This window comes from Nonomuraea recticatena (assembly GCF_039533245.1).
In the GTDB taxonomy this organism is placed as follows: domain Bacteria; phylum Actinomycetota; class Actinomycetes; order Streptosporangiales; family Streptosporangiaceae; genus Nonomuraea; species Nonomuraea roseola.
In genome coordinates, this window is sequence record NZ_BAAATE010000048.1 from 1 (window position 1) to 20,377 (window position 20,377).

Consider the following 20,377-nt stretch of genomic DNA (forward strand, 5'->3'; position numbering starts at 1 on the left):
CGGAAGCTCCGCTGCTGCCCCCTCAAGACTGGGCACCTGTGCAAGGCCATCGCCGTTCTGCAGAACTACGAAGTCGCCCGAGGATGAAAAGAGGTCATTCATGGTCTGGATCCCCCGCTCCCGTAGGCTGGACCTAGCCAATTAGCCGGACAGAGGCCTGTCAAGCGATCTGGCCTGTGTATTCTCCGCTTCGATCTGATCTATGTTAACCGATTAGATCTCCGCAAATGGAGTCGCAAGTTGTCCACAATATGCCGCGCCCGCAGCGCTCGACGATTGATGTTCACCCTGGGAGGACGTTGGCAGCGGGGCGCGGCGAGAACTGTCGGCCGACTGCGATGACCGCAGCGACGGCAAAAGATCGAAGGCGTGGAAGCGCATTTCGCCTCTTCAGACATGGGCAGCCGACGGGCTTGCCGGCTGCCATCCCCGGCGCGCTTTCTCCTTGTTCTCGGGTCATTGACCGGGAACGTCTAAGGCCGTGCCGCAGATCTGCGCAGTGGGCCGTTCCGTTCCACCCCCTCTCCAATTCGACGACCAGCGCGTAGGACTGCAGTAGTAGTGCTGGGCCAAGCCCTGTCGGCCGGGCGTCGTAAACTTTCCACCCGGCCAGTGCACCGCGCGGGCGGCGGTCGACAGCAACTGCTGAGGGCTTGCTCGGTGCGGAAGCGGCCCCGGCACAACGCGGCCACGTCGTCGCGCAGGTACTGGATCAGCCTGTGCGGCCGTGCTGGCCCCGTCGGTGATCCCGGGGAGGCGGCCGGACATCTTGGCGAACACGCACACGCCGACCCTAAGCGAGCTACAACCGCTCGCCCGTTGACATAGGAGCGTCAGGCCGGGGAAACCGTCCGGAGCGAACAGCACGAAAGCCGAGCCTAGAAGTCCAGGTCAGATCCTCGTTAAGTTCTGGCACCGGACAGGCACCGAACCGCTCCTGGAAGTCGCCGGGGTGTGGATCAGCGCCCACGACTGCCCGCCCCTTTCACCCGGGCACCAGGACGACGGTTTCGGCCCTTGACTAGACCCCCCTCGCGAGCAGTTCCTTGAGCGCGTTGTCGATGAACTTCGTGTCCACCGGGTTGAGTCCGCCTCCGGCGAAGTGCCCCCACGAGCCGGGAATGGTCCGCAGGTCCGCGTTGGCCATGTGGGCGACCTCCCACTCGTTGTCCTCAGGCGGGAAGTAGAGATCCTGCTGCGCCGGCATGACGATCGCCGGCGTGCGGATCGCCGCGAGTGCCTCCTCGACGCCGCCGAACCCCGGGGTCTTGCCGATGTCGGCGTTCTGCCAGGTCCAGAGCATGGCAAGGAGGTTGTTCGCGTCGCGCTTGACGAACAACCCCTCCCAGAAGCCGACGAGGAAGTCCTCCAGGGAGCCGTAGCCGAGCGGCTCACGCTCGTAGATCTTCTCCCGGTAGAACTGCTGGCAGAAGCCCCAGCCGGCGTAGACGCGGGCCATCGCCCGCAGCCCGACCCCCGGCTGCTCGCGGTACCAGCCGTTGTTCCACCCCGCGTCCGCGGTGAGCGCGCCTTTGACGCCCTCGAGAAAGACGATGTTGTGAATGCTGGTCTTCGCCGAGCCGCAGAAGGGGAGTATCCGCCGGACCGTCTCGGGGTAACTGAGCGCCCACTGGTAGGTCTGGCCGGCCCCCATCGACCAGCCGGTGACGAGTTCCAGCCGCTCGATGCCGAACCGCTCCGTGATGAGACGGTGCTGGACCCGGACGTTGTCGTACATCGTCACGTGCGGGAACCGTGGCCCGGCGTGCGGCGGCGGGGTGTTGCTCGGCGACGACGAGAGGCCATTGCCGAACATGTTGGGGATGACGATGAAGTACCTCGACGGATCGAGCGCCATGCCCTCGCCGATGAGCCATTCGTTGTCATAGTGCTGGCCCGAGTACCACGTCGGATAGACGATCGCGTTGCTCTTGTCAGCGTTGAGCTCGCCGTAGGTCTTGTAGGCCAGCTTGGCGTCGCGCAGCGTGGCGCCGTTCTGCAGTTGGATGTCACCAGGTTCGAAGAGGTCGTAGTCCATTGGAGGCCTCCTTGCCGATCGCCGATCTCGGCACCCCATTCCTCTGGCCGCAGTTTCACAGTAACCCCCACGACAGGGCGTCAGGGTGAGCAGGGTGACGGTGAGCGTGGACACGCGCTGTTGCCACGCCTCACAGTCGCGTGGCGACCGCGACAGCCGGTCGAGCCGAGCGACCTTCAATGTGTCGCCCGCGCGCAGCAGCCGCAGCGCCCGGTCGAGCTCGGGCCGACACGCTTCCGCGCCACTCGCCTTGTCCAGATGGATGTGGTCGCGGTCGACACTGGCCCCCAGCAGGGCATCGATCTGGTGGTGAAGTTCTGGCCGGCGGTGGACACCCGGGCCTATCCGAAGAGCATGTGTCGGAATCTACCGACCCGATCATTCATCGACATTGAAAGTCGACAGGAGTTCTCGACGCATGCCAGCTGCGGCTCCGCGATCGGCTCGGCCGGTGTCGGCAGACGGTCGTTCCCGACACTCACGAGCGTCTACGGGCCTGCCGTTGTGCTGGCCGAAATCGCGCGGATAGCAGGAGGGCCCGGGCGATCTGTCAGTAGACAATTGCGACGAGTGCAGGTGTCGCGTTCGCGCACATGCTTCGCCTTGACACCGGAACGCGAACGGGCTCGCTGGCACGGTATGGCTACGATCGACCGTTTGTTGCTGATGGTCAAGACAAGTGGTTGATCAGCGCGAACATATCTCACTGCCGATTTACCCTGATCGTCCATGGGTCCTGGAAGGTCGGCTCACAGGGTCGGGCTGTTTCCATGCTTGCGGTGGACACTGTTACCGCCGGTGGGCGGGTGTTTCGTGGCTGGGCCATGCAATGTCGTCAACCGCCAGAAACGGTTCGGCGGCCACGGTCGCGGGTGTGACTCCCGTGAACGCCATGACGTCCCGATGCAGGTGGGACTGGTCGGCGTAGCCGGCGTCGGCCGCGACTCGGGCCGCGCCTTCACCCGTGACCAGGCGGTGGACGGCATGGTCGAAGCGGACCAGCTTCACGGCGCGCTTGGGCGGCAGACCGAGTTGCGAGCGGAACCGGGACCACAGGCGCTTGCGGCTCCATCCGAGTTCGGCCGCCAGTCGGTCGACCCGGACCAGGCCGCGGCCGCCGACGATCCGGTGCCAGGCCCAGGCCACCTCCGGGTCTACCGGCGGCCCCGCCTCATGCCGGCGAGCGAGCAGCGCATCCGTCAACGCAAAGCGATCCTGCCACGACGAGACATCGCCCAGTCGCTCACGGATCCGTGACGCCTCCCGACCCCACAGGTCGTCCAGGGCCACCACGGCGCCGTCGAGGTCGGCGGGCGAGGCGCCCAGAACCGCGCGTGCGATCACCGGGGACAGGCGCACCTGCACGCACTCGACGTTCTCACCCCGCGCCCAGACCGCGCCGCCGGATCCGATCCCGGGCCCGGCGACGACACTCCCCCGCTGCTGCCGCCCGGCGGCATAGTCCAGGACCGGCGAACCGGTGCCGAACTCCAGAAGCAGCGTCACGGCAGGGTGCGGGACCATCCGGAGCGCGTCCAGGTCACCGACACGGAACCCGGCCATGGTGACACCGGCCACTCGGCTGGGCCGCTGCGGGCATGCAACCTCCCACACAGCCGCACCGTGTACGAACGTCCGCACCGTCCCATGCTACGCGCGTCGACTGAGGGAACATTCGTCCAATCCGCCGGCCCCTACCGGCGGCGACAGTGGCCTCATGACCATTTCTGATGGCGGACCGCAGGTGAAGGGCGGCGCCGAGGCCACCGAGAGTTCCACCCTGTCCCTGGACGACGGCGACATCTACGTGTGCCAGGACGGCCCCCGCGAGGCCCCCGCACTCCTGCTCATCCACGGGTCGGCCTCCTCGACCCGCTCGTGGGACCCGATGGTTCCGCTGCTGACCAAGTCCCATCGCGTCATCCGGATCGACCTGCTCGGGCACGGCCGGTCCGCCAAACCGGCCGGCCCCAGCTATGCGATCCCGGACCAGGCACGTCGAGCCGCCGTGGCACTGGACCGGCTCGGCGTCAAGCGCGCCATCGTGGCCGGTCATTCCAGCGGCGGCTGCAGCGCCACAGCCCTCGCCGAACAGCGACCCGACCTGGTGACCGCGCTCACGCTCATCAACACCGGACCCAGCCTGGATGTCTTCATCGCACCACAGTCCGCCGCAATCGCACCCTCGCAGTGGCCGCCGACCGACGAGCAGATCCGCCGGTTTGCGAGCACCGGTTTCAGCCGCGCCGGCTACCAGATCCCACGCGAGCTCCTGAACGAGGTGCGCGCTATGACCTACCACACGCTCACCACGACGATGGGGGCCACCCGCGACTACATGGAGCAGCAGGCGCTCCCGGATCGGCTGATGGTCCTCGGTAAGCCGCTGCTGGTGATCTTCGGCGAGGACGACCGCAGATGGCGATCCTCATCCGCCGCCGACTACCGCGCTGTTCCGGGCGCGACAGTCGAGTTGCTGCCCGGTCTCGGACACTCACCCATTCTCGAGGATCCGCCGCGGACCGCCGCGCCCCTCCTGGCCTTCACCGCGATCCACGCCGCGCAAGCGGACTGAACGAGACGATGAGCCGTATCCATTCTGATCAGGCGGTTCGTGGCGGCATCCGGTCCACCACGATCGTCTCGGGCAGGCCGCGGCGTACTCCATCCGGGCGTCGATTGGCAGGAATGCAGCGCTTTTTGGCTCCTTGGGATCTAGTGCCCAATATCTTACTACGCTACTTTGCCAGAAAGCACATTAACTGCGTCGCAGACCAGTCAATCTATCGGCGAATACGGGATAGCCGCCGATCCGGCGGTTCACCAGAATGTACGGGGAGGGCCGTCAGCACAATCAAATTGACATTCGAAGGAACGTGCAGCCTCGACGTGGAACCACCAACATCACTCAATCCTTGGTGACTCGTAGATGGGAAAAGGATGAGATTCCGACGAATTATCATGATTCTCACAGTGGCGCTAGGGCTCCTCATGCCATGGTCCTCGGCGGCGTCGGCAGCACCGGAAGCATCTACCGCCTCGGCTGCGGCTGACTGCAACGGGTACCAGCCGTACGCCTATCCTCCGAGCCGGAACGGAGATGTGATCTCCGGAATCGGCGGATGCGGCAACCAAGCCGTCACGGTGGAGATCTGGATCGACGTGCCTGGGCCCGACGTGAGGGCAGGCTGCTGCCCCCGAGGCACCAGCCCGGTCACCGCATACGCCTACTGCAGCAGGACCGGCGCCGGAAACTACTACACGCTGGCCAGGACAACGGCCGGTGACAGAGAATCCGCGCGAAGGTGGCTTTGCTAGCTGGTACCGCACCAGCTGACACCGCTAGGTGAACATGGCTACATGCCGACTGGCGCCGAAAACGCCGCAACGCACGGCGTCGCATTTACTGTGCTGTCCACAACCGGCGTCCCGACCCCAACCCCGATGCTCATCGTGATCTGGTGGTCGTTGCCTACGAGCCTGATGCGGCCGATGGCCGTTGTAGTGATCGACATATTCGCTCAGGGCCGAGCACCGGTGACGTTCGCCGCGCATCAGTATGCTTCGGTGCACTCGGCGCGCACCGTGCGGACCCAGCGCTCGGCATAGCAGTTCGCTTTCGGGGTCCCCGGCGGCGTCCTCAGCACGGTTGCCCATGGCGGCGAACGCCTCATCGAAGATGGTGGTGAACTTGGCGTCTCGATCGCGGATGAGGAAGCGGAACGCCTTGCCGCTCGCCGAGGTCCATCAGGAGATTGCGAGCCTGCTGAGCGATCCACGCTGCGGCCGGGTCACAGGTCAACGCCCAGGACATGCACGTGTCGCGTGCGGACCTCCATCACGAACAAAACGTATAAGCGCTTCAGCAAGATCGCGTCCACATGGAAGAAATCGCAAGTCGGAATGCCCTTGGTCTGTGATCGTAAGAAGGTCCGCCAGGGGGTGTCGAGATGTCGGGGCGCCGGCCGAAACCGTGTGAACGCAGGAATCCGCCGTACGGTCGCCGCGCTGACCTGGAGGCCAAGCTGTACCGACCGAGCAGGCGGACAGGCACAATTCCTGCGGGAGCGGACCCGTCAAACCACAGGTCAGAGCCGACGCGGTACAGCTGCGGTCGAAGTCGTGGACTCTTGATCAGCGGGTCCGGAATTCGAGTCCCTGACGGCGCACCGCACCGTAACAGCGCATCCGCGATCTTCGCGGATGCGCTGTTCGCGTTTCCGGGCCCCGGCTCGCGCCCGCCTCGAGATTGTCGGTGCCCGTTGGTAACTATGGCCCGTCACGTCGACCGACCGACAACGATGGAGCCCCCCATGTCCACGGCCACCTTCAGAGACGAGAGCGCCACCGGCAGGTGCTCGGTCGAGATCCCTCCTCCCGCTCGGCCCGACGCGAGCCCGGCGCGCGAGGTCATCCGCCTCGTGCCGCGGGCCGGAGGCTGACATGGGCGTCCTCGACAACTTTCCCCGGTCTTATGGCTACCTGCTCAACTACCGCGCCGAGGGGCTGCCACGTGAGCTGTTCGCCCTGTACGACGCGGGCGGACGGCCCGGCGCCGGCGAGGCCGGGCGCAGGGCGTTCGGCATATGGGCGCAACTGCGGCTCAGCCTGGGCGACAAGGGCGGCCACGAGCACCCCAAGGAGGTGCTCCGGCTGGTGCGCGAGGTGGTCGAGGGCGACATCCCCTGGACGTTCGAGGACACGCGCTTCCTGTGGGAGGTCGCCGATGCGCTGTCGAGTTGCGGTCACACCGGCCACGCCGAGCTTTACCGGATTCCGCTGGCCGCCATCGCGACGCTCGGATACTCCGAGCGCCGCCAGATCCTTGGTGACGCGCCGCCGTGGCACCCTGCCCACCGAAGCCCTGGCCGGGCCGCGTTACGCAAGGACCTGGAGCGCGTCCTGACCGAGCCCCCGGAGCACGGGCCGGCCGGGGTCGTGCGCAGCCTGGTCTGGGACGGCGACCCCATCGCCCGTGCCATGGCAGGGAAGTACGCCGCCCGGCTGGCCCACCCCGCCGTGCTGCCTCTGCTGAAACACTGGTGCAAGGCCAAGGCCAACAGGCCCAGCGAACCCTGGCTCGCCAAGGTCCGCACGCTGCTCACCGACGACGGCGTGGCGGTGCTGCGCGAGATCCTCTCCCGCGTGGCCACCCACCGCGAGAGTCGCGAGCCCGGCGGCAGGGTCTTCCTCGCCCGCCACACCGCCCTCCCGCTGCGCGGCATGCTGTGGACCTGCGAGGTGATCGACGCGCCCTGGGTCTCCACGCTGCTCGGCGACGTCGCCACGAACTGCGGCATCGGGCGCAACGGCACAGGCGGCGCCGCCGTCTGCCGCAATGAGAGACTGGCCAACGCCGCGCTGAACGTGCTGGCCAAGCGGGGCGGCCTCGACACGGTGGGCGTGCTCGCGCGTGTGCGAGCCAGGCTGCGCCGACCGGCCCTGCTGGCGAAGGCGTCCGAGGCCCTCGACGCGGTGGCCGTACAAGAGGGGCTGAGTCATGAACAGCTCGTCGACCGGACGGTCCCGGCCTTCGGACTCGGCCCCGACGGGGTCCGGGAGGAGCAAGCCGGCGACTGCGTCGTCCGACTCGACGTCGACGGCCCGGTCCTGCGGTTCGTCAACGCGTCCGGACGCGTTGTCAAGGCGGCGCCCCAGTCCATCCGCAAGGATCCGGTACTCGCCGATCTCAAGGCCACGCTGAAAGACCTCAAACGCACGCAGGCCGCCGAGCGGCTGCGCCTGGAGCAGATGCTCATCGTCGAACGCGAGCTGTCATGGCAGGAGGCCGAGCAGTACTTCTTCGACCATCCGGTCACCGGCCCCTACACCCGCGCCCTCATCTGGCGGCTCCCCGACGGGTTCGCCGGGCTGCCGGTCAGGAGCGGTGGCGGCTGGTCCCTGGCCGACGCGAGCGGCAGATCCGTGCGTCCGGGCGCCAACACGCCCGTCCGGTTGTGGCACCCGATCCAGGAGAGCGCCGAGGGGGTGCGCGGCTGGCGCGACCACCTGCTGGAGCTGGGGATCAGGCAGCCGTTCAAGCAGGCGTTCCGCGAGGTCTACCTGCTCACCCCCGCCGAGGAGCGCACCCGCACCCACTCCGACCGTTTCAAGGGCCACTTCGTGCGTTACGGGCAGGCCAAGGCGCTGCTGGAGCAGCGCGGCTGGAGCGGGCTGTCGATCGGTCACTGGGACTACGAGTGCGGCGGCGACGTAGGGGCGGCCGTCAAGACGCTCGCCGGCTGGCGGGCGAGCTGGGGCATGCAGGTCGCCTCCGACCCCCAGCAGGACGCCTGGGGCACGGCCTCCTGCGCCGTCACCGACGCGATCCGGTTCCGCCACGCGGATCTTCCCGGCGACGCGCCGCTCACCGAAGTTCCGCCGCTGGTGTTGTCGGAACTGCTGCGCGACGCCGACCTCGCCGTGGCGGTCGGCTCCCTGGGGCTCGACCAGCAGGCGGCGGCCGGGCACGACGGCTACTGGCAGTCGTACGGGTTCGGCGAACTGAGCGAGACCGCTCGCACGCGGCATGACGCGCTGGCCCGGCTGCTGCCCCGGCTGAAGATCGCCGACCGGGTGGAGCTGACCGACCGGTTCCTGCGGGTGCGCGGGCAACTGCGCACCTATCGGATTCATCTGGGGTCGGGCAACATCCTGATGGAGCCGAACGACGCCTACCTGTGCATCGTCCCCGGCCGCGACCGCTCAGCCCCATCTGTGTTCCTGCCGTTCGAGGAGGACGGCGGAATGCTGTCGGTCATCTTGTCGAAGGCGTTCCTGCTGGCGGACGACACCAGGATCAGCGATCCCAGCATCACCCGCCAGCTCGTCGCCACCTAGCCGTAGTCCGCTGAATGAAGGTGGCGTGGAGAGGCGTAGGCCGTGGCCTGCCGTGACGGCGTCGATCATGGTCTGGAGCTCAGATGGTGGGAGGCGCCGTGGGCCGCCTCGGGGAAGCGCTCACGGAGAACCAGGAGTAGTCATCAGGAGTCGCGATCATCCCGGCATGCTCGCAGCACGCCTGACGTGGCTGGTCGGGATGGGTATCGGGCCCTCGGTTGGCTGGCGGGACGGCTCCCGGTCAGCGGAATGCGCGGATTCTGGGCGTTGGGATAGCGTGCGGCGATGAGCTTCCGACTGGCGGCGTACGCCGTGTGCATTGAGGACGGATCCGTGCTGCTCGCCCACCACGTAGGACCTCGGGGCGAGCGGACCTGGACTCTTCCGGGCGGAAAGGTCGAGCACGGGGAGGATCCCTTCGACGCGGTCATCCGGGAGGTCGCCGAGGAGACCGGCTGTGACGGGGTGGTTGAACGCTTGCTGGGTGTGGATTCGAGGGTGATCCCCGCGGCCGACCGCTTGCCCGGCCGGCCCGAGCACCAGAATGTCGGCATCTTCTACCGGGTTCGTATCACAGGTGGCCAACTTCGGCCTGAGCCGAACGGCGAAACCGCCGAGTCGGTCTGGACCCCGATTCCCGACGTTGCACGCCTGCGCCGATCATCGTTGGTCGATGTCGGCCTCGCTCTGGCACAGACCCTTCCGGCGACCGGCCATGTCGATCCCGTCCCGGTCGGCAGTTTGATCCAGCACTGAGCGTTTTCATCCAGAGCGCTGGCGGCCGTCTGCGACGGCTTGAAAGACGAGTCCCGGTCGCGCAGGCGGGCCAGAACCTTCCATGTCTTGAGGGGCGCCGCCGAGCTGACCTCGCAGGTGGTGGCGCACCTGCCGACCGGCGAGCAACGGCCACATGCGGGCTATCAATGACGCGCTCGGCTACCTGCCCACCCACAAGACGGTGACACTACAGCTCGACCTGTAGCGGCAAGCCCGCGATCCGTTCGTCAGGACGTCACGGTGACGCCCTGGCGAACGGCTTGCCGCCGTCGCCACGCACATGTCCGACACCTGAGAGTGCGTTTCCGAGGTTGCGTAAATCTTGGGACCTTTCACGCTGAGGCTTCTCGTTGGTGATCCAGCCGTCAGAGCCAGAGGCCGCAGTGGTGGGCTTTCTTCATGTTGATCGGTCGTATCGCTCCGGGAGCGAGCTCGAGCGCGCGGTCGGCGGCACCCAGACGGGGCCACCTCGTACTGCCCGCCCCGTTGGGGTCGCCGGTCCGGACGAACCTGGTCCAGTATCCGACGATCCGGTCGGCCAGGCGCGTTTGTGCCGCGCTGAGCCCGGGCGTATCGGAGAAGTCGAACAGGTAGAAGGTCTCGGCTCCGTGTGCGGTTGCGGGCCGGACGTGTGCGGGCAGGGGCTCGCCGCTGGGCGTGGGTGCCGACGGGTCAGCGAAGACGTAGGTGTAAGTGGACGCCTTTCTCGCGTGCTCGCGGCCGGACTTCCATGAGGGGCAGATCCAGCCGCTGTCGCTGAACACGCGGCTGGTCGCCGCGGCTGGAGAGGGAAAGCGTCGCGCCGGATAGCGTCGTTCGACCTGTGGCGCGGCCGATGCGAAGGCGGTCTTGAGCAAGGCCGGGTACTGGCGGTCAGTGATGCCTTGCGGGTAGACGGCCAGCGTGAACTCGACGTGCTCGTCGCGGGTGTTGCCCTGCAGCAGCGGTACGGCTATCTGTTCGCCCGCGGCGAAGACCTTGGCCGGCTCTTGCGGGACGAGGCTGGTGCCGTAGGCGAGCAGGGGGAACTGGGCGGTGTACGGCAGCAGCTCGCCGGCGCTCTTGCGGCGCAGGCAGGCCACGTCGGCGCAGGCCAGTTGCCCAGCCAGGGCCTGGCCGGCGCCTTGGACGGTTGCGATCGGATGCCAGGAGGAGATCGCGGGCATGCCCTTGCCCATCGCGCCGGCCGGGTGGCTGGTGCGGCACGATCCGCTCTGGACGATCGCTCGGTGGAACAGGCCCTGGGCCGCCGGTGAGGTCATGAGGGTGCAGGTGCTCATCGCCCCGGCCGAGGCTCCAGCGAGGGTGACCTTGCCGGGATCACCGCCGAACGCGGCGATGTTGGCGCGCACCCAGCGCAGCGCCGCCACCTGGTCCTGCAGGCCGAAGTTGCTCGCCTCGCCGAGCTCGGGGTGGGCGAAGAAGCCGAACACGCCGAGCCGGTAGTTGACCGTCACGACCACGATGTCTCCGGCCCTGACCAGCCGGGCCGGGTCGTAGATCGAGCCGGAGCCGGTGATGAAACCGCCCCCGGGCACCCAGACCATGACCGGCCGTCCCTTGCCGGGCCGGGAGGGCGTGGTCACCTCCAGAGTCAGGCAGTCTTCGCTCTGCGGGGTGCCCTTGGGCATGTCAGGCGCCTGCGGCTGTAGGCACGCCGGTCCTGCCTTCGTCGCGTCGCGGGTGCCGGTCCAGGAGCTCGGCGGCTGGGGTGGCTCCCAGCGCCGCTCCCCGACGGGCGGAGCAGCGTACGGAATGCCACGAAAGCGACGGACCCCATCCTGATCCGTGCCTCGCACCTCGCCCGACGCCGTCACGACGACCCGGCCGGAGATCTCGTCGGCATGAGCGGGGAGAGCGCCCGCCACGAGCACCGAGACGCTCGCCAGCAGGGCGAGAACCGCGGCCGCCGCCGGTGTGCGGCCGGTCATTGCCCGCGCCCGCTCTGCTTGGCCTTCTTGCTGCCCCACCCGGCCAGCAGCGCTCCGGCGACGACGGCCGCCGCGTAACAGGCCAGCCACACCGCGAAACCGCCGGGCAACCATGCGAGCAGTCCGGCGTTGTCATGGTCGGCCAGCAGCCGGATGGCGCCTTGTGCTCCCAGGACCAGAAGCAGCATGCCAATGATCAGCACGGTGATGTGCTTCATGTGCGCTTTGACTCCCATCGCCCCGAAGGGCCGTGACGGCAGGCGTGAACACGCCCTCCACAGTTTGTGGTGCGATCGAACCATAACACCAGTCTTGGTACGATCGCACCACAACCGAGTCGCGAGGACGGGTGGCATGCCGAGACAGGTGGACCATGACCAGCGCCGCCGCCAGATCGCGGAAGCCGTATGGCGCCTGGCTACCCGCGGCGGCCTGGAAGACGTCACCTTGAGACAGGTCGCCGCCGAGGCCAAGGTCTCCGCACGGCTGCTGCAGTACTACTTCGGCACCCGAGACCAACTGCTGCTGGGCGCGTTGGAGATCCTCAACGACGACGCCGAACAACAGGCTCGCGAACGCCTGGCGATGCTCGGCGACACGCCCGGCATGCACGCGATCGTGCGAGGAGTACTGCTCGAGCTGCTCCCCCTGGATGAGGATCGGCGCAACCGGCACCTGGTGTACGCCGCCTACTTCGTCCGCTTCCTGACCGACCCCACCCTGGCCAAGGTCGCCCACGACGCGCCGCTCGCACTGGAGAACCTCGTCGCCGGCCTGATCGCGCAGGGCCAGGAAACCGGTCAGGCGCCCCGGAACATCGACGCCGCGGCCGAGGCCGCGTTCCTGGTGGCAGGCGCCGAGGGGATGCAGTCAAGCGTTCTACTGAGGCAGCGGTCCGCTGAAGAAGCCATAGCCATGATCGATCACCAGCTTGCCCGCGTCTTCACCACGACGAACGGCGAGTGACCGCCGCCTCGAACCGTCCATGCCCGTCACCGCCGTACTGCGGCGGCCGGGTGAGGAGCGACTGTGCCTGACCCGCTGTCGCGGGTTGTCCGGTAGCAGTGGTGAACCAGGCGTGAACGGGAGCAAGTGTCGGCGATGCGGGCCGCCGCCGTCGCCGATGAGCGGAGATCTTCTCGAGGAAGATTCGCGGCTGACTGGACGTCTGCCGAGTAACCGCGGCTCCCCTTTCAGACGGACCGGGCGGTGACCTCGCGACCCGCCCAATTGAGCGCGATTTCACCGTTCGCCAGGAAGTCCAACTCAACTTCGCCTTTCATCCTGGCGAAGAAGCGGGTCTCCGACATCGGGCGCAGCTCTGTCTTGACCAGACCGTGCACCTCCACCATGAGCCGCTCGCCCTCCCGCGTGACGTCCATGGTGGAGGTGCGCCCCATGTACCGCATGGTGTAACGGCCGGTGTACCGCTCAAGGATGTCCGGAGTGATGGTGACGAAAACGCGCCGGCTGGGCAGTTCGTACGGCTCGCCGCAGGCGATCGCCGACAGCACGGACTCGATCTCGGAGAATGCCGCGTTCTCGATGTTGGACAGCACGGTCACGAAGAGGTCGTCGTGCCGGTAGTGGGCTGAGACGCTGACGAATCCGATGGTGCCGCCGGCGCTCTCCACCCGGCCTGCGCTTACCACGCAGCCGTAGCCGTACCCGGTGCCCTCGGTCTCGACGTGCGGCCTGAACAGTTCCGCCAGCGACTCACGCCGAAGCAGCCGCGGCAGGCCGCGGTTCCAGCGGTGCAGGTCTTCAACCGTGGAGTGGAGCGCTCCAGCAGCGTCTTGGTTGGAGTTGTCCAGGTACGGGGCCCTGATGACACGGCCGTCGACCGACATGTAGCCGACGGCGGTCCCAGCGCCGTCGGCCAGGCCGCTGCGGTCCATGGCCAAGGGGGCAAAGATGTGCTGGCGCAGGTATTCACCGTAGGTCAGACCGGACAGCCGCTCGATGACCTCGCCCAGCAGGATCCACCCCGAGTTGCTGTAACTCATCCGCGCCCCCGGCTCGAACAACAGGGGTCGGTCCTTGAAGTCGTCGATGAGTTGCCGCCGGGCGCGTGGCGTTCCCATGACGCGGGTGAAGCCATCCGTCGTGACGTAGTCCGGGATGCCCGAGGTGTTGGTCAGCAGGTGGTGCAGGGTGATCTGCCCGCCATGCGGGTAGCCGGGCAGGTGGTGGGCGATCGGGTCGGTGACGCGAAGCCTGCCCTGCTCCTGCAACTGCAGGATCGCGATCGCGGTGAACGTCTTGGTCTGGGAGCCGATGCGGAACGCCGTCGTTGGCGTGTTGGGCACACGGAGCTCGTGGTCGGCGTGGCCGTACCCCTTGGAGAACAGCCGCCGGTCGCCGCGCGCGACCAGCACCGCGCCGCTGAACCTGCCCAGTTGTGTGTACGCGCTGACGAGCGCGTCCATCCGGCGCGAGAGGCGGGAGAACACGAGAACCTCCAATTTGAATAATCTAGTTTGACTATCTGAGCATGGGGGGCGGAGACCCATTCCGAGGAGCGCACCGGCGATCGGCTGCGCCGCGTATACGCGATCACGCCCGAGGGCCGACGCACGCTCCGCGACCTGCTGCGCAAGGCGCTCGCCGCGGCCCCACACTCCACAAGGTCCGACTTCGCGCTGGCGCTGCGCTGGCACGCGCTCCTGGAGTCCGGCGAGGCGCGGGACCTGGTGGCGGCCTCGTCCCGGGCGCTGGAGGCCCAGCGTGCGATGCTCGCCGCGGGGCGCGATGCCAAGGCAGGGCTGTCGCCGCTGGCCGATGCCCTGTTCGACAATGCCGAGGCGCATCTGGCCGCCGACGTGAAACTCTTGGAGGACGTCCAGCGCCTGCTGGACGGCTGAATGACGGCCTGTTCAAGAATCCCTCCAGCCACCGCCGGGTTGACTACATGCGCCGCAATCCGGACAGCGTCTCCCGCCCGACCGTCTCGATGTCTCCGAGCGCCTGACCGCCCGGCACGGCTGGGTGTCGATGGCCCGTCGGGCAGCGCCGGCAGGACCCCTGCAGCAGACACCGGCCACTCTCATCGCTGACGCCCTGGCCCGCGCCGCGTCCTGACGAATACCGAGGCCGGCGACGCGCTCACCCAAAGGGTGGTGGTTGAAGAGCGCGTGGCGGCATGGGTGATTGGTGCAGCTCCCCCCACGCCGTCGGGTCCCTGATAGCCCTCCCGCGACCGGTTCCGGTGGTGGGAGGACCGCCGCGCCTTTCACCAGGGCGATGCAACAGTTCGCCAGGCAAGTCCATCTGAGAGGTGACATGGACGACGAAAGGCGAAGGCAGTTGGAAGCAGATCCCCGGTTCGCCGGCTTCGTCGCCGAGCGAGGCGATGCGCTGTTGCGTTACGGCTACGTCCTGGCCGGGAACCCGCACGACGCGGCCGACCTGGTGCAGGAGGCGCTGCTGAAGCTACGCGCGTCCTGGCCCAGGCTTCGCGCCAAGGACAATCCGGAAAGTTATGTACGTACCACTATGGCCAGGCTGCACTCTGCGGCCTGGCGGCTGCGGCGGCGCGAGTTGCTCGCCTGGGATCCACCAGAGCACGGATACCACGACGCGCTGCCCAGCGAGGACGAGCAGGCGATGTGGGAGACGCTTGCCGGGCTGCCCCGCAAGCAGCGGGTGGTGCTGGTGTTGCGCTATTACGAGGGGCTGCGCGACGAGGAGATCGCGGCAGCTCTCAAGATCTCTCGCGGGACCGTGCGGAGCCAGGCGTCGCGGGCGCTCGACAAGCTCCGCTCCGCGGTGGGCGAGCACATCGAGGAAGGCGTCATGTCGGATCGCGGGGAGCGGCGATGAAGGGTATCGAAGAGCGGTTGAGCAGGACCCTGGGACACGCGGCCGAGCGGGCGCCACGGCTGGCCGCCCCGGCGGCGGAGCGGCTGGAGACCGGCTACCGGCGACGCAGGAACAGGTCCCAGGCGCTGATCGCGGCGGCGGCCGTGGTGGTGGTCGCCGGCGGGGTGGTCGTGGGCCTGCGGGGAGCCGACACCGGGAGAACGCTACCCGCGGCCGACCCGTCGGGCGTGCCGTCCGCGGTGATCAGCGCCGCCGCCGAGCCCATCGAGAAGGTGTGGCCGCAGGCGGTGTGGAAGATGCCCGCCAAGGACTCCGAGGGCAGGGAACTGCGCCCCGTCGCGCTGACCGACGACGGGACGCTGCTGGTCAACGCGTGGCGCAAGGCCGAGCAGCCCGAGGTCCTCTACCTCTACGACCTGGCCGGAGGGAAGCTCCGGAAGATCACGGACCTTGAACGGCCGAAGAAGAGCGGTCGGCCCGCCGCGAACTTCAGCATGGGTGAGGGCGTGGTGGCCTGGTGGACGTCGACGAAGACCTCCGTACGCCTCTGGACCGTGCCGCTGACCGGCGGCGAGGCCAGACAGGTTGCCGAGCACGAGACCGGCGGCGACATGATCGACAACCTCGTCGTGACCAAAGGCGCGATCGTGTTCTCCGTGCTGAAGGGCGGGGTGTTCAGCGTTCCCCTCAACGGGGGCCAGGTGACGCCGGTCGAGCGCGGAAGCGGGCTGCACCTGCTGTCCTGGCCGTGGGCGGGTTCACCGGGCACGTGGAGCCCCCCGGACGGTGCGCCGTTCACCCACCTGGTCAACCTGGAGACCGGCCACGTCAGCGACGCCGCCCCGGCCCGCCAGGGAGAGCAGTTGCTCGCCTGCGGTGTCCAGTCCTGCCTCGCGACGACGCCAGGCGGTGCCAGAGCGTTCACCCGGCTGCGTGACGGCTCGGAACAGCAGGAGGTGCCGACCGGCTTCCAGATCCCGGAGCCGGTCAGCCAGAGCCGCTTCTACGTGCGCACCCTCCGGAGCCATGCTCCAGGCCTCGGGCTCTACGACCTGAAGACCGGAACGCTGGTGGACCTGGGCATCGGGAATGAGGCCGCGCAGGGCGAGGTCCCGGTCGCCGATCGGGCCGGGCGGATGATGACGTACCTGACCGCGAGCGGCAGGTACGTGATCGACCTGTCCAAGATTCCCTGAGGGGCAGGACGACCCGCAGGACCGGCAGGACAGCAGCGAGGTTCCGCACCGTTCAGCCGGACGGAACACAACTCCAGCTCATCGGTACCGAGATGGACAGACGAACGGGGACAGCTCCCTGAGCCGTCCCCGTTGACCGTGGCTAGAGCCCTGCCGGTGTCCTCGTCCTGTCCGACATCAGCGGCTCCCGCATCTCCATCTCCTCGCGGCTCATGTCGTGAGTTTCCTCGATCCGAAGCGCCACCCCGAGCGCGAAGAACGTCGGCGCCCACTGGCCGACGTAGATCCCCCACCTGTCAGCCCGGTCGATACCGGCCGGCTCCATGTTCTTGGAAACCAGCCAGGACGCGACGGAGGCGCCGATGGACGCGATACCCGCCGTGTACATGAGCGACGACTTGACGCCCATCTTGTGCAGAGTGCTGATCACGTTTCCCCCTGTTGTGTGATGGTCTGCCCTGCTTACCCACGGCCTGAGAAGCGTCACGACCCTGCGCCCGGTTTTGCCACCTCTTGCCTAGGCCACGCCAGGCTTGCCCCATGACCGGTGACATCGCCATCGTCAAGACTCTGCCGGCGAGGCTCACCGCCAACGCCGCCACCCTGGCCTGACGTGCCACTACAGCCAGGTGCCGAGGCGTCGGTCGCGTTCACGGGCGCCGTAGGAACGCCCACGCGTCCGTCCACCGCGGGCCCGAACTGCTGCGGCCGCCGCATTCACCGGACTTCTACGGGCGAACCGAAACTCGTCCAGCCGGGCTACTCCGGGTGTCGTAGATCGGCCCATGGGGTGGTCCTGGTGTCGTAGCGGCAGAAGAGCCTCTGGTGGGATGCCCTGGGCCTCGGAGCTGGACGACGATATCGGCTCGTGAGAAGCGAGCTACATCCATGGCGCCGCGTTGCCGACCACCCAGCTGCTGGCGGGCGCGTTCGGATACGACGCGGCCAACGTGATCCCCACATGCAGGGCCGTCCCGCTGGATGTGCGCCCGACCTTCCACACCACGATGATCAAGGCCAGCGAGCCGGTCATGCGGAGCGCGGTGGCCCTGGCCATCACCTCGTTCGGCCTGGCGACGCCGGTCGCGGCAGGCCGCGCTTGTCGGCGCTCGGCGCGGGCGTCCTGATCATCTCCATCGCCGTCGTTGCCCAGTCCCCGGCCCGTTGAGGAAGTCCCCGTGTTCTTGCGTATCGCGATCACCCTGCAGACCGTTGCCCTGCTGCTCCAGGCGGTCACCGCCGGGCTGCTGCTCTCCTCGCCCGGCGGGCGGGCGATGCACAGCGCCTCGGCGATCGCCGTGGCGGTCACCGTACTGCTGCACCTGGTCGCCGCGCTGGTGGCGCGGCGCTTGGGCGCCATCCTGCCCGCGGTCGGCATGCTGGTGATGACGTTGGCTCAGATGGCGCTGGGCATGGCCCACCTGAAGACCCTGCACGTCCCGCTCGGCGTGCTGATGTTCGGTGTGAGCCTGCTCCAGCTGGTTCCTGCCTGGTCGGACCGCCGCGCCGCCGCGGTGTCGGCATGACGATGACAAGGCGGCAGGCGCTGCGCCTGCTCGGCCTGGGCGCGACGCTGAGCGTCGCCGGCTGCTCTCTGATCGGCAGCACCCCGGCGCCGAGGCTGCTGGCGAGCAGCGCGCCGCTACCGACGCCTTACACGGTGCCGCTGCCCATACCCGCGCTCGCGAAGCCGTACAGGTCCGATGCCTCAGCCGACTACTACGAGCTCGTCCAGCGCGCGGCCGAGGTGGAGATCCTGCCCGGTCTCCGTACCCCGATCTGGGGATACGGCGGGCAGTTCCCCGGGCCGACCATCAGGGCGCGCGCCGGGCGCAGGACCGTCGTGCGCGTCGCCAACGGCCTGGGCGCGCCGACCGTCACCCATCTGCACGGCGGGCACACCCCGCCCGAGTCAGACGGCTATCCCACCGACCTGGTCCAGCCGGGCGCCCGGCGCGACTACGTGTTCCCGCTGGAGCAGCGGGCGGCCACGCTGTGGTACCACGACCACCGCATGGACTACACCGGGCCGCAGGTGTGGCGTGGGCTGGCCGGGTTCTTCCTGGTCGGCGACGCGGAGGAGTCGGCGCTGCCGCTGCCGTCGGGCGAGCGGGACGTGCCGTTGATGATCTGCGACCGCTCCTTCGCCGCCGACGGGACCATGCCGTACCCCGCGCGCGACGGCGGGCCCGGTGCCCGGGAGGCGTTCATGGGCGGCGTGCTGGGCGATGTCATCCTGGTCAACGGCGCGCCATGGCCGCGGTTGGGGGTCGATCGGGCCCGCTACCGGCTGCGGCTGCTCAACGGCTCCAACGCCCGCACCTACGAGCTGGCCCTGCCGCCTGGCGGCACGCTGACCCAGATCGGCAGCGACGGCGGCCTGCTGGCCGCCCCGAGAACCTTGGAGCGGGTACGGCTGGCGCCGGGCGAACGCGCCGACGTGGTGGTCGACTTCGCCGCCTACCGTGTGGGCGATCATGTCGAGCTGCGCAACCTCCTGGAGGAAGGAGCACAGGCCCGGGTGATGCGGTTCACCGTCGAGCGTGACGCCCGCGACGACTCGGCGATCCCCGCGACGCTGTCGCGCGTGGAGCCGCTCGACCCCGCCAAGGCCACGGTGACCCGCGACTTCCAGTTCACCAGCGGCGACCTGCACGGCCACACCGGCTGGATGATCAACGGCAAGCCGTTCGACGCTCGCAGGGTCGACGCCAAGCCGCGGCTGGGTGATATCGAGATCTGGCGGCTGACCAGCGATGTCGCCCATCCCGTCCATCTGCACCTGGCCGGCTTCCAGGTGTTGTCGGTCGGGGGCGAGCGACCGAGCGGACCGGCGGAGTGGAAGGACACCGTCGAGCTGCGGGAGGCTCAGACCGTGGAGATCATCACCCGCTTCACCGGCTACCGGGGCCGGTACGTCCTGCACTGCCACAACCTCGAACACGAGGACATGGCCATGATGAGCACCTTCGAGGTGGTCTGATGCCCGGTCTCGCCCGGAAGAACACCCGCGAGCTGTGAAACACGTCGACTCGCCCCGGCCATGCTCGGCCCGAGCGTGGTCATCGGCAGCGGACTCGGGGAAGCGCGGCCTGTCAGGGTGGCCGCAGGCACATCGCTTGAGCGACGCGCCAAGAGCGCCCCTTGACAGGCCGTAGGACCCTGGCCGCTTACCTGCCAGGTCATCGACCCCGGCGCGTCCGCATGCCACGATCGTCGACGTACAGAGCCTGACCGACCGGAAGGACACCATGCCCGCCTACGTCATCGCGAACCTGCACGAGGCCGCCCTCCACCCGGAGATCGCTGAGTACATCGAGCGCATCCCCGCCACTTTCGAGCCATACGGCGGCCGCTTCCTCGTGCACGTGACGCAGCACGAGGTGAAGGAGGGCACCTGGCCAGGAAACGTCGTGATGATCGGCTTCCCGGGGATCGCCGAGGCGCGGGCATGGTGGGACTCCCCCGCATACCAGGAGATCGCACCGCTGCGCTCGCGGCACATCAGGGGCGACATCATCCTGATCGAAGGCGTCCCCGAGGGCTACGACCCCGCTGCCACCGCGAAGGCGATGCGGGAGGCCCTGCCTGCCGAGTAGGTAGCCCTCGGGTTCGGGCCGGCTCAGCAGCGTTCGGCAGGACGTGGTCGTGGTGGGCGTAGAGCCTGACAGTGCCATGGCGCATATGCGCATCTGCCCCACTATCGTCGTACTTGATCTACAACAACGCCAGAAATACAACTGTGGAGAGTCGATGGCGCGCCGTACAGACAA

At 68.1% G+C, this 20,377-nt stretch carries 19 protein-coding genes and 1 pseudogene; 13 read left to right on the plus strand and 7 right to left on the minus strand.

Translation table 11 applies throughout. The annotated features are described in order from the left end of the window. Nucleotides 1-1,021: 1,021 nt before the first annotated feature. A complete protein-coding gene (locus tag ABFX50_RS46030) occupies nt 1,022-2,038 on the minus strand; it encodes an alpha/beta fold hydrolase (protein WP_346156465.1) in 1,017 nt (338 codons plus the stop codon). Nucleotides 2,039-2,176: 138 nt separating this feature from the next. Beyond that, nucleotides 2,177-2,404, minus strand: a pseudogene (locus tag ABFX50_RS46035) (recombinase family protein); the annotation flags it as partial. Here ABFX50_RS46035 and ABFX50_RS46040 point away from each other — a divergent pair. Further along, nucleotides 2,297-2,725, plus strand: a complete 429-nt coding sequence (locus ABFX50_RS46040; protein WP_346156467.1) for a hypothetical protein — start codon at nt 2,297-2,299, stop codon at nt 2,723-2,725. The pseudogene ABFX50_RS46035 and the gene ABFX50_RS46040 overlap by 108 nt on opposite strands. A 102-nt stretch (nt 2,726-2,827) precedes the next feature. Here ABFX50_RS46040 and ABFX50_RS46045 read toward each other — a convergent pair whose 3' ends face one another. Then, entirely contained in the window at nt 2,828-3,544 is a 717-nt protein-coding gene (locus ABFX50_RS46045) for an AraC family transcriptional regulator (RefSeq protein ID WP_346156470.1), read from the minus strand. Nucleotides 3,545-3,782: 238 nt separating this feature from the next. Here ABFX50_RS46045 and ABFX50_RS46050 point away from each other — a divergent pair, with 238 nt between their 5' ends. From ABFX50_RS46050 to ABFX50_RS46065, 4 genes are all read left to right on the plus strand, one after another. Continuing rightward, nucleotides 3,783-4,613 carry an alpha/beta fold hydrolase gene (locus tag ABFX50_RS46050; RefSeq protein ID WP_346156472.1) on the plus strand — a complete coding sequence of 277 codons (831 nt, stop codon included), beginning with the start codon at nt 3,783-3,785 and terminating at the stop codon, nt 4,611-4,613. 1,738 nt (nt 4,614-6,351) lie between these two features. Then, nucleotides 6,352-6,480 (plus strand): hypothetical protein, encoded by a 129-nt coding sequence (locus ABFX50_RS46055; protein WP_346156476.1) that lies wholly within the window; start codon nt 6,352-6,354, stop codon nt 6,478-6,480. 1 nt (nt 6,481) lies between these two features. Next, nucleotides 6,482-8,878 (plus strand): DUF4132 domain-containing protein, encoded by a 2,397-nt coding sequence (locus ABFX50_RS46060; RefSeq protein ID WP_346156479.1) that lies wholly within the window; start codon nt 6,482-6,484, stop codon nt 8,876-8,878. A gap of 285 nt (nt 8,879-9,163) precedes the next feature. Further along, the gene (locus tag ABFX50_RS46065) at nt 9,164-9,634 is read left to right on the plus strand and encodes an NUDIX hydrolase (RefSeq protein WP_346156481.1); all 471 of its coding nucleotides are present in this window, start codon (nt 9,164-9,166) and stop codon (nt 9,632-9,634) included. 386 nt (nt 9,635-10,020) lie between these two features. Here the strand turns inward: ABFX50_RS46065 and ABFX50_RS46070 are convergent, their stop codons facing one another. Further along, complete coding sequence (locus ABFX50_RS46070) at nt 10,021-11,586, minus strand: carboxylesterase/lipase family protein (RefSeq protein WP_346156483.1); 1,566 nt, start codon at nt 11,584-11,586, stop codon at nt 10,021-10,023. Further along, nucleotides 11,583-11,804: a hypothetical protein gene (locus ABFX50_RS46075; protein WP_183647962.1), complete on the minus strand. Its 222-nt coding sequence runs from the start codon at nt 11,802-11,804 to the stop codon at nt 11,583-11,585. Before ABFX50_RS46075 ends, ABFX50_RS46070 begins: the two co-directional genes overlap by 4 nt. Before the next feature lie 148 nt (nt 11,805-11,952). Between ABFX50_RS46075 and ABFX50_RS46080 the strand changes: the two genes are divergently transcribed. Then, on the plus strand, nt 11,953-12,552 hold the full coding sequence (locus tag ABFX50_RS46080; protein WP_346156487.1) for a TetR/AcrR family transcriptional regulator: 600 nt from the start codon (nt 11,953-11,955) through the stop codon (nt 12,550-12,552). 227 nt (nt 12,553-12,779) lie between these two features. On the opposite strand, the gene ABFX50_RS46085 is transcribed toward ABFX50_RS46080, so the two are convergent. Beyond that, nucleotides 12,780-14,051 carry a serine hydrolase gene (locus tag ABFX50_RS46085; RefSeq protein WP_346156490.1) on the minus strand — a complete coding sequence of 424 codons (1,272 nt, stop codon included), beginning with the start codon at nt 14,049-14,051 and terminating at the stop codon, nt 12,780-12,782. A gap of 228 nt (nt 14,052-14,279) precedes the next feature. Here ABFX50_RS46085 and ABFX50_RS46090 point away from each other — a divergent pair, with 228 nt between their 5' ends. The 3 genes from ABFX50_RS46090 to ABFX50_RS46100 all read left to right on the plus strand — a co-directional run bounded on the left by ABFX50_RS46090 (nt 14,280) and on the right by ABFX50_RS46100 (nt 16,604). After that, nucleotides 14,280-14,450: a hypothetical protein gene (locus ABFX50_RS46090; protein WP_344841169.1), complete on the plus strand. Its 171-nt coding sequence runs from the start codon at nt 14,280-14,282 to the stop codon at nt 14,448-14,450. Nucleotides 14,451-14,868: 418 nt separating this feature from the next. After that, the gene (locus tag ABFX50_RS46095) at nt 14,869-15,408 is read left to right on the plus strand and encodes a SigE family RNA polymerase sigma factor (RefSeq protein ID WP_346156492.1); all 540 of its coding nucleotides are present in this window, start codon (nt 14,869-14,871) and stop codon (nt 15,406-15,408) included. Then, entirely contained in the window at nt 15,405-16,604 is a 1,200-nt protein-coding gene (locus tag ABFX50_RS46100) for a TolB family protein (RefSeq protein ID WP_346156495.1), read from the plus strand. The genes ABFX50_RS46095 and ABFX50_RS46100 overlap by 4 nt, the downstream gene beginning before the upstream one ends. A gap of 142 nt (nt 16,605-16,746) precedes the next feature. On the opposite strand, the gene ABFX50_RS46105 is transcribed toward ABFX50_RS46100, so the two are convergent. After that, the gene (locus ABFX50_RS46105; RefSeq protein ID WP_346156498.1) at nt 16,747-17,034 is read right to left on the minus strand and encodes a hypothetical protein; all 288 of its coding nucleotides are present in this window, start codon (nt 17,032-17,034) and stop codon (nt 16,747-16,749) included. A 469-nt stretch (nt 17,035-17,503) separates the two neighbouring features. Here ABFX50_RS46105 and ABFX50_RS46110 point away from each other — a divergent pair, with 469 nt between their 5' ends. The 4 genes from ABFX50_RS46110 to ABFX50_RS46125 all read left to right on the plus strand — a co-directional run bounded on the left by ABFX50_RS46110 (nt 17,504) and on the right by ABFX50_RS46125 (nt 20,203). Continuing rightward, entirely contained in the window at nt 17,504-17,731 is a 228-nt protein-coding gene (locus tag ABFX50_RS46110; protein WP_346156499.1) for a hypothetical protein, read from the plus strand. A 51-nt stretch (nt 17,732-17,782) separates the two neighbouring features. Beyond that, the gene (locus tag ABFX50_RS46115; protein ID WP_346156502.1) at nt 17,783-18,130 is read left to right on the plus strand and encodes a hypothetical protein; all 348 of its coding nucleotides are present in this window, start codon (nt 17,783-17,785) and stop codon (nt 18,128-18,130) included. Next, nucleotides 18,127-19,587, plus strand: a complete 1,461-nt coding sequence (locus tag ABFX50_RS46120) for a multicopper oxidase family protein (RefSeq protein WP_346156504.1) — start codon at nt 18,127-18,129, stop codon at nt 19,585-19,587. Before ABFX50_RS46115 ends, ABFX50_RS46120 begins: the two co-directional genes overlap by 4 nt. A 268-nt stretch (nt 19,588-19,855) precedes the next feature. Beyond that, entirely contained in the window at nt 19,856-20,203 is a 348-nt protein-coding gene (locus tag ABFX50_RS46125; RefSeq protein WP_346156506.1) for a DUF1330 domain-containing protein, read from the plus strand. Nucleotides 20,204-20,377 lie beyond the last annotated feature (174 nt).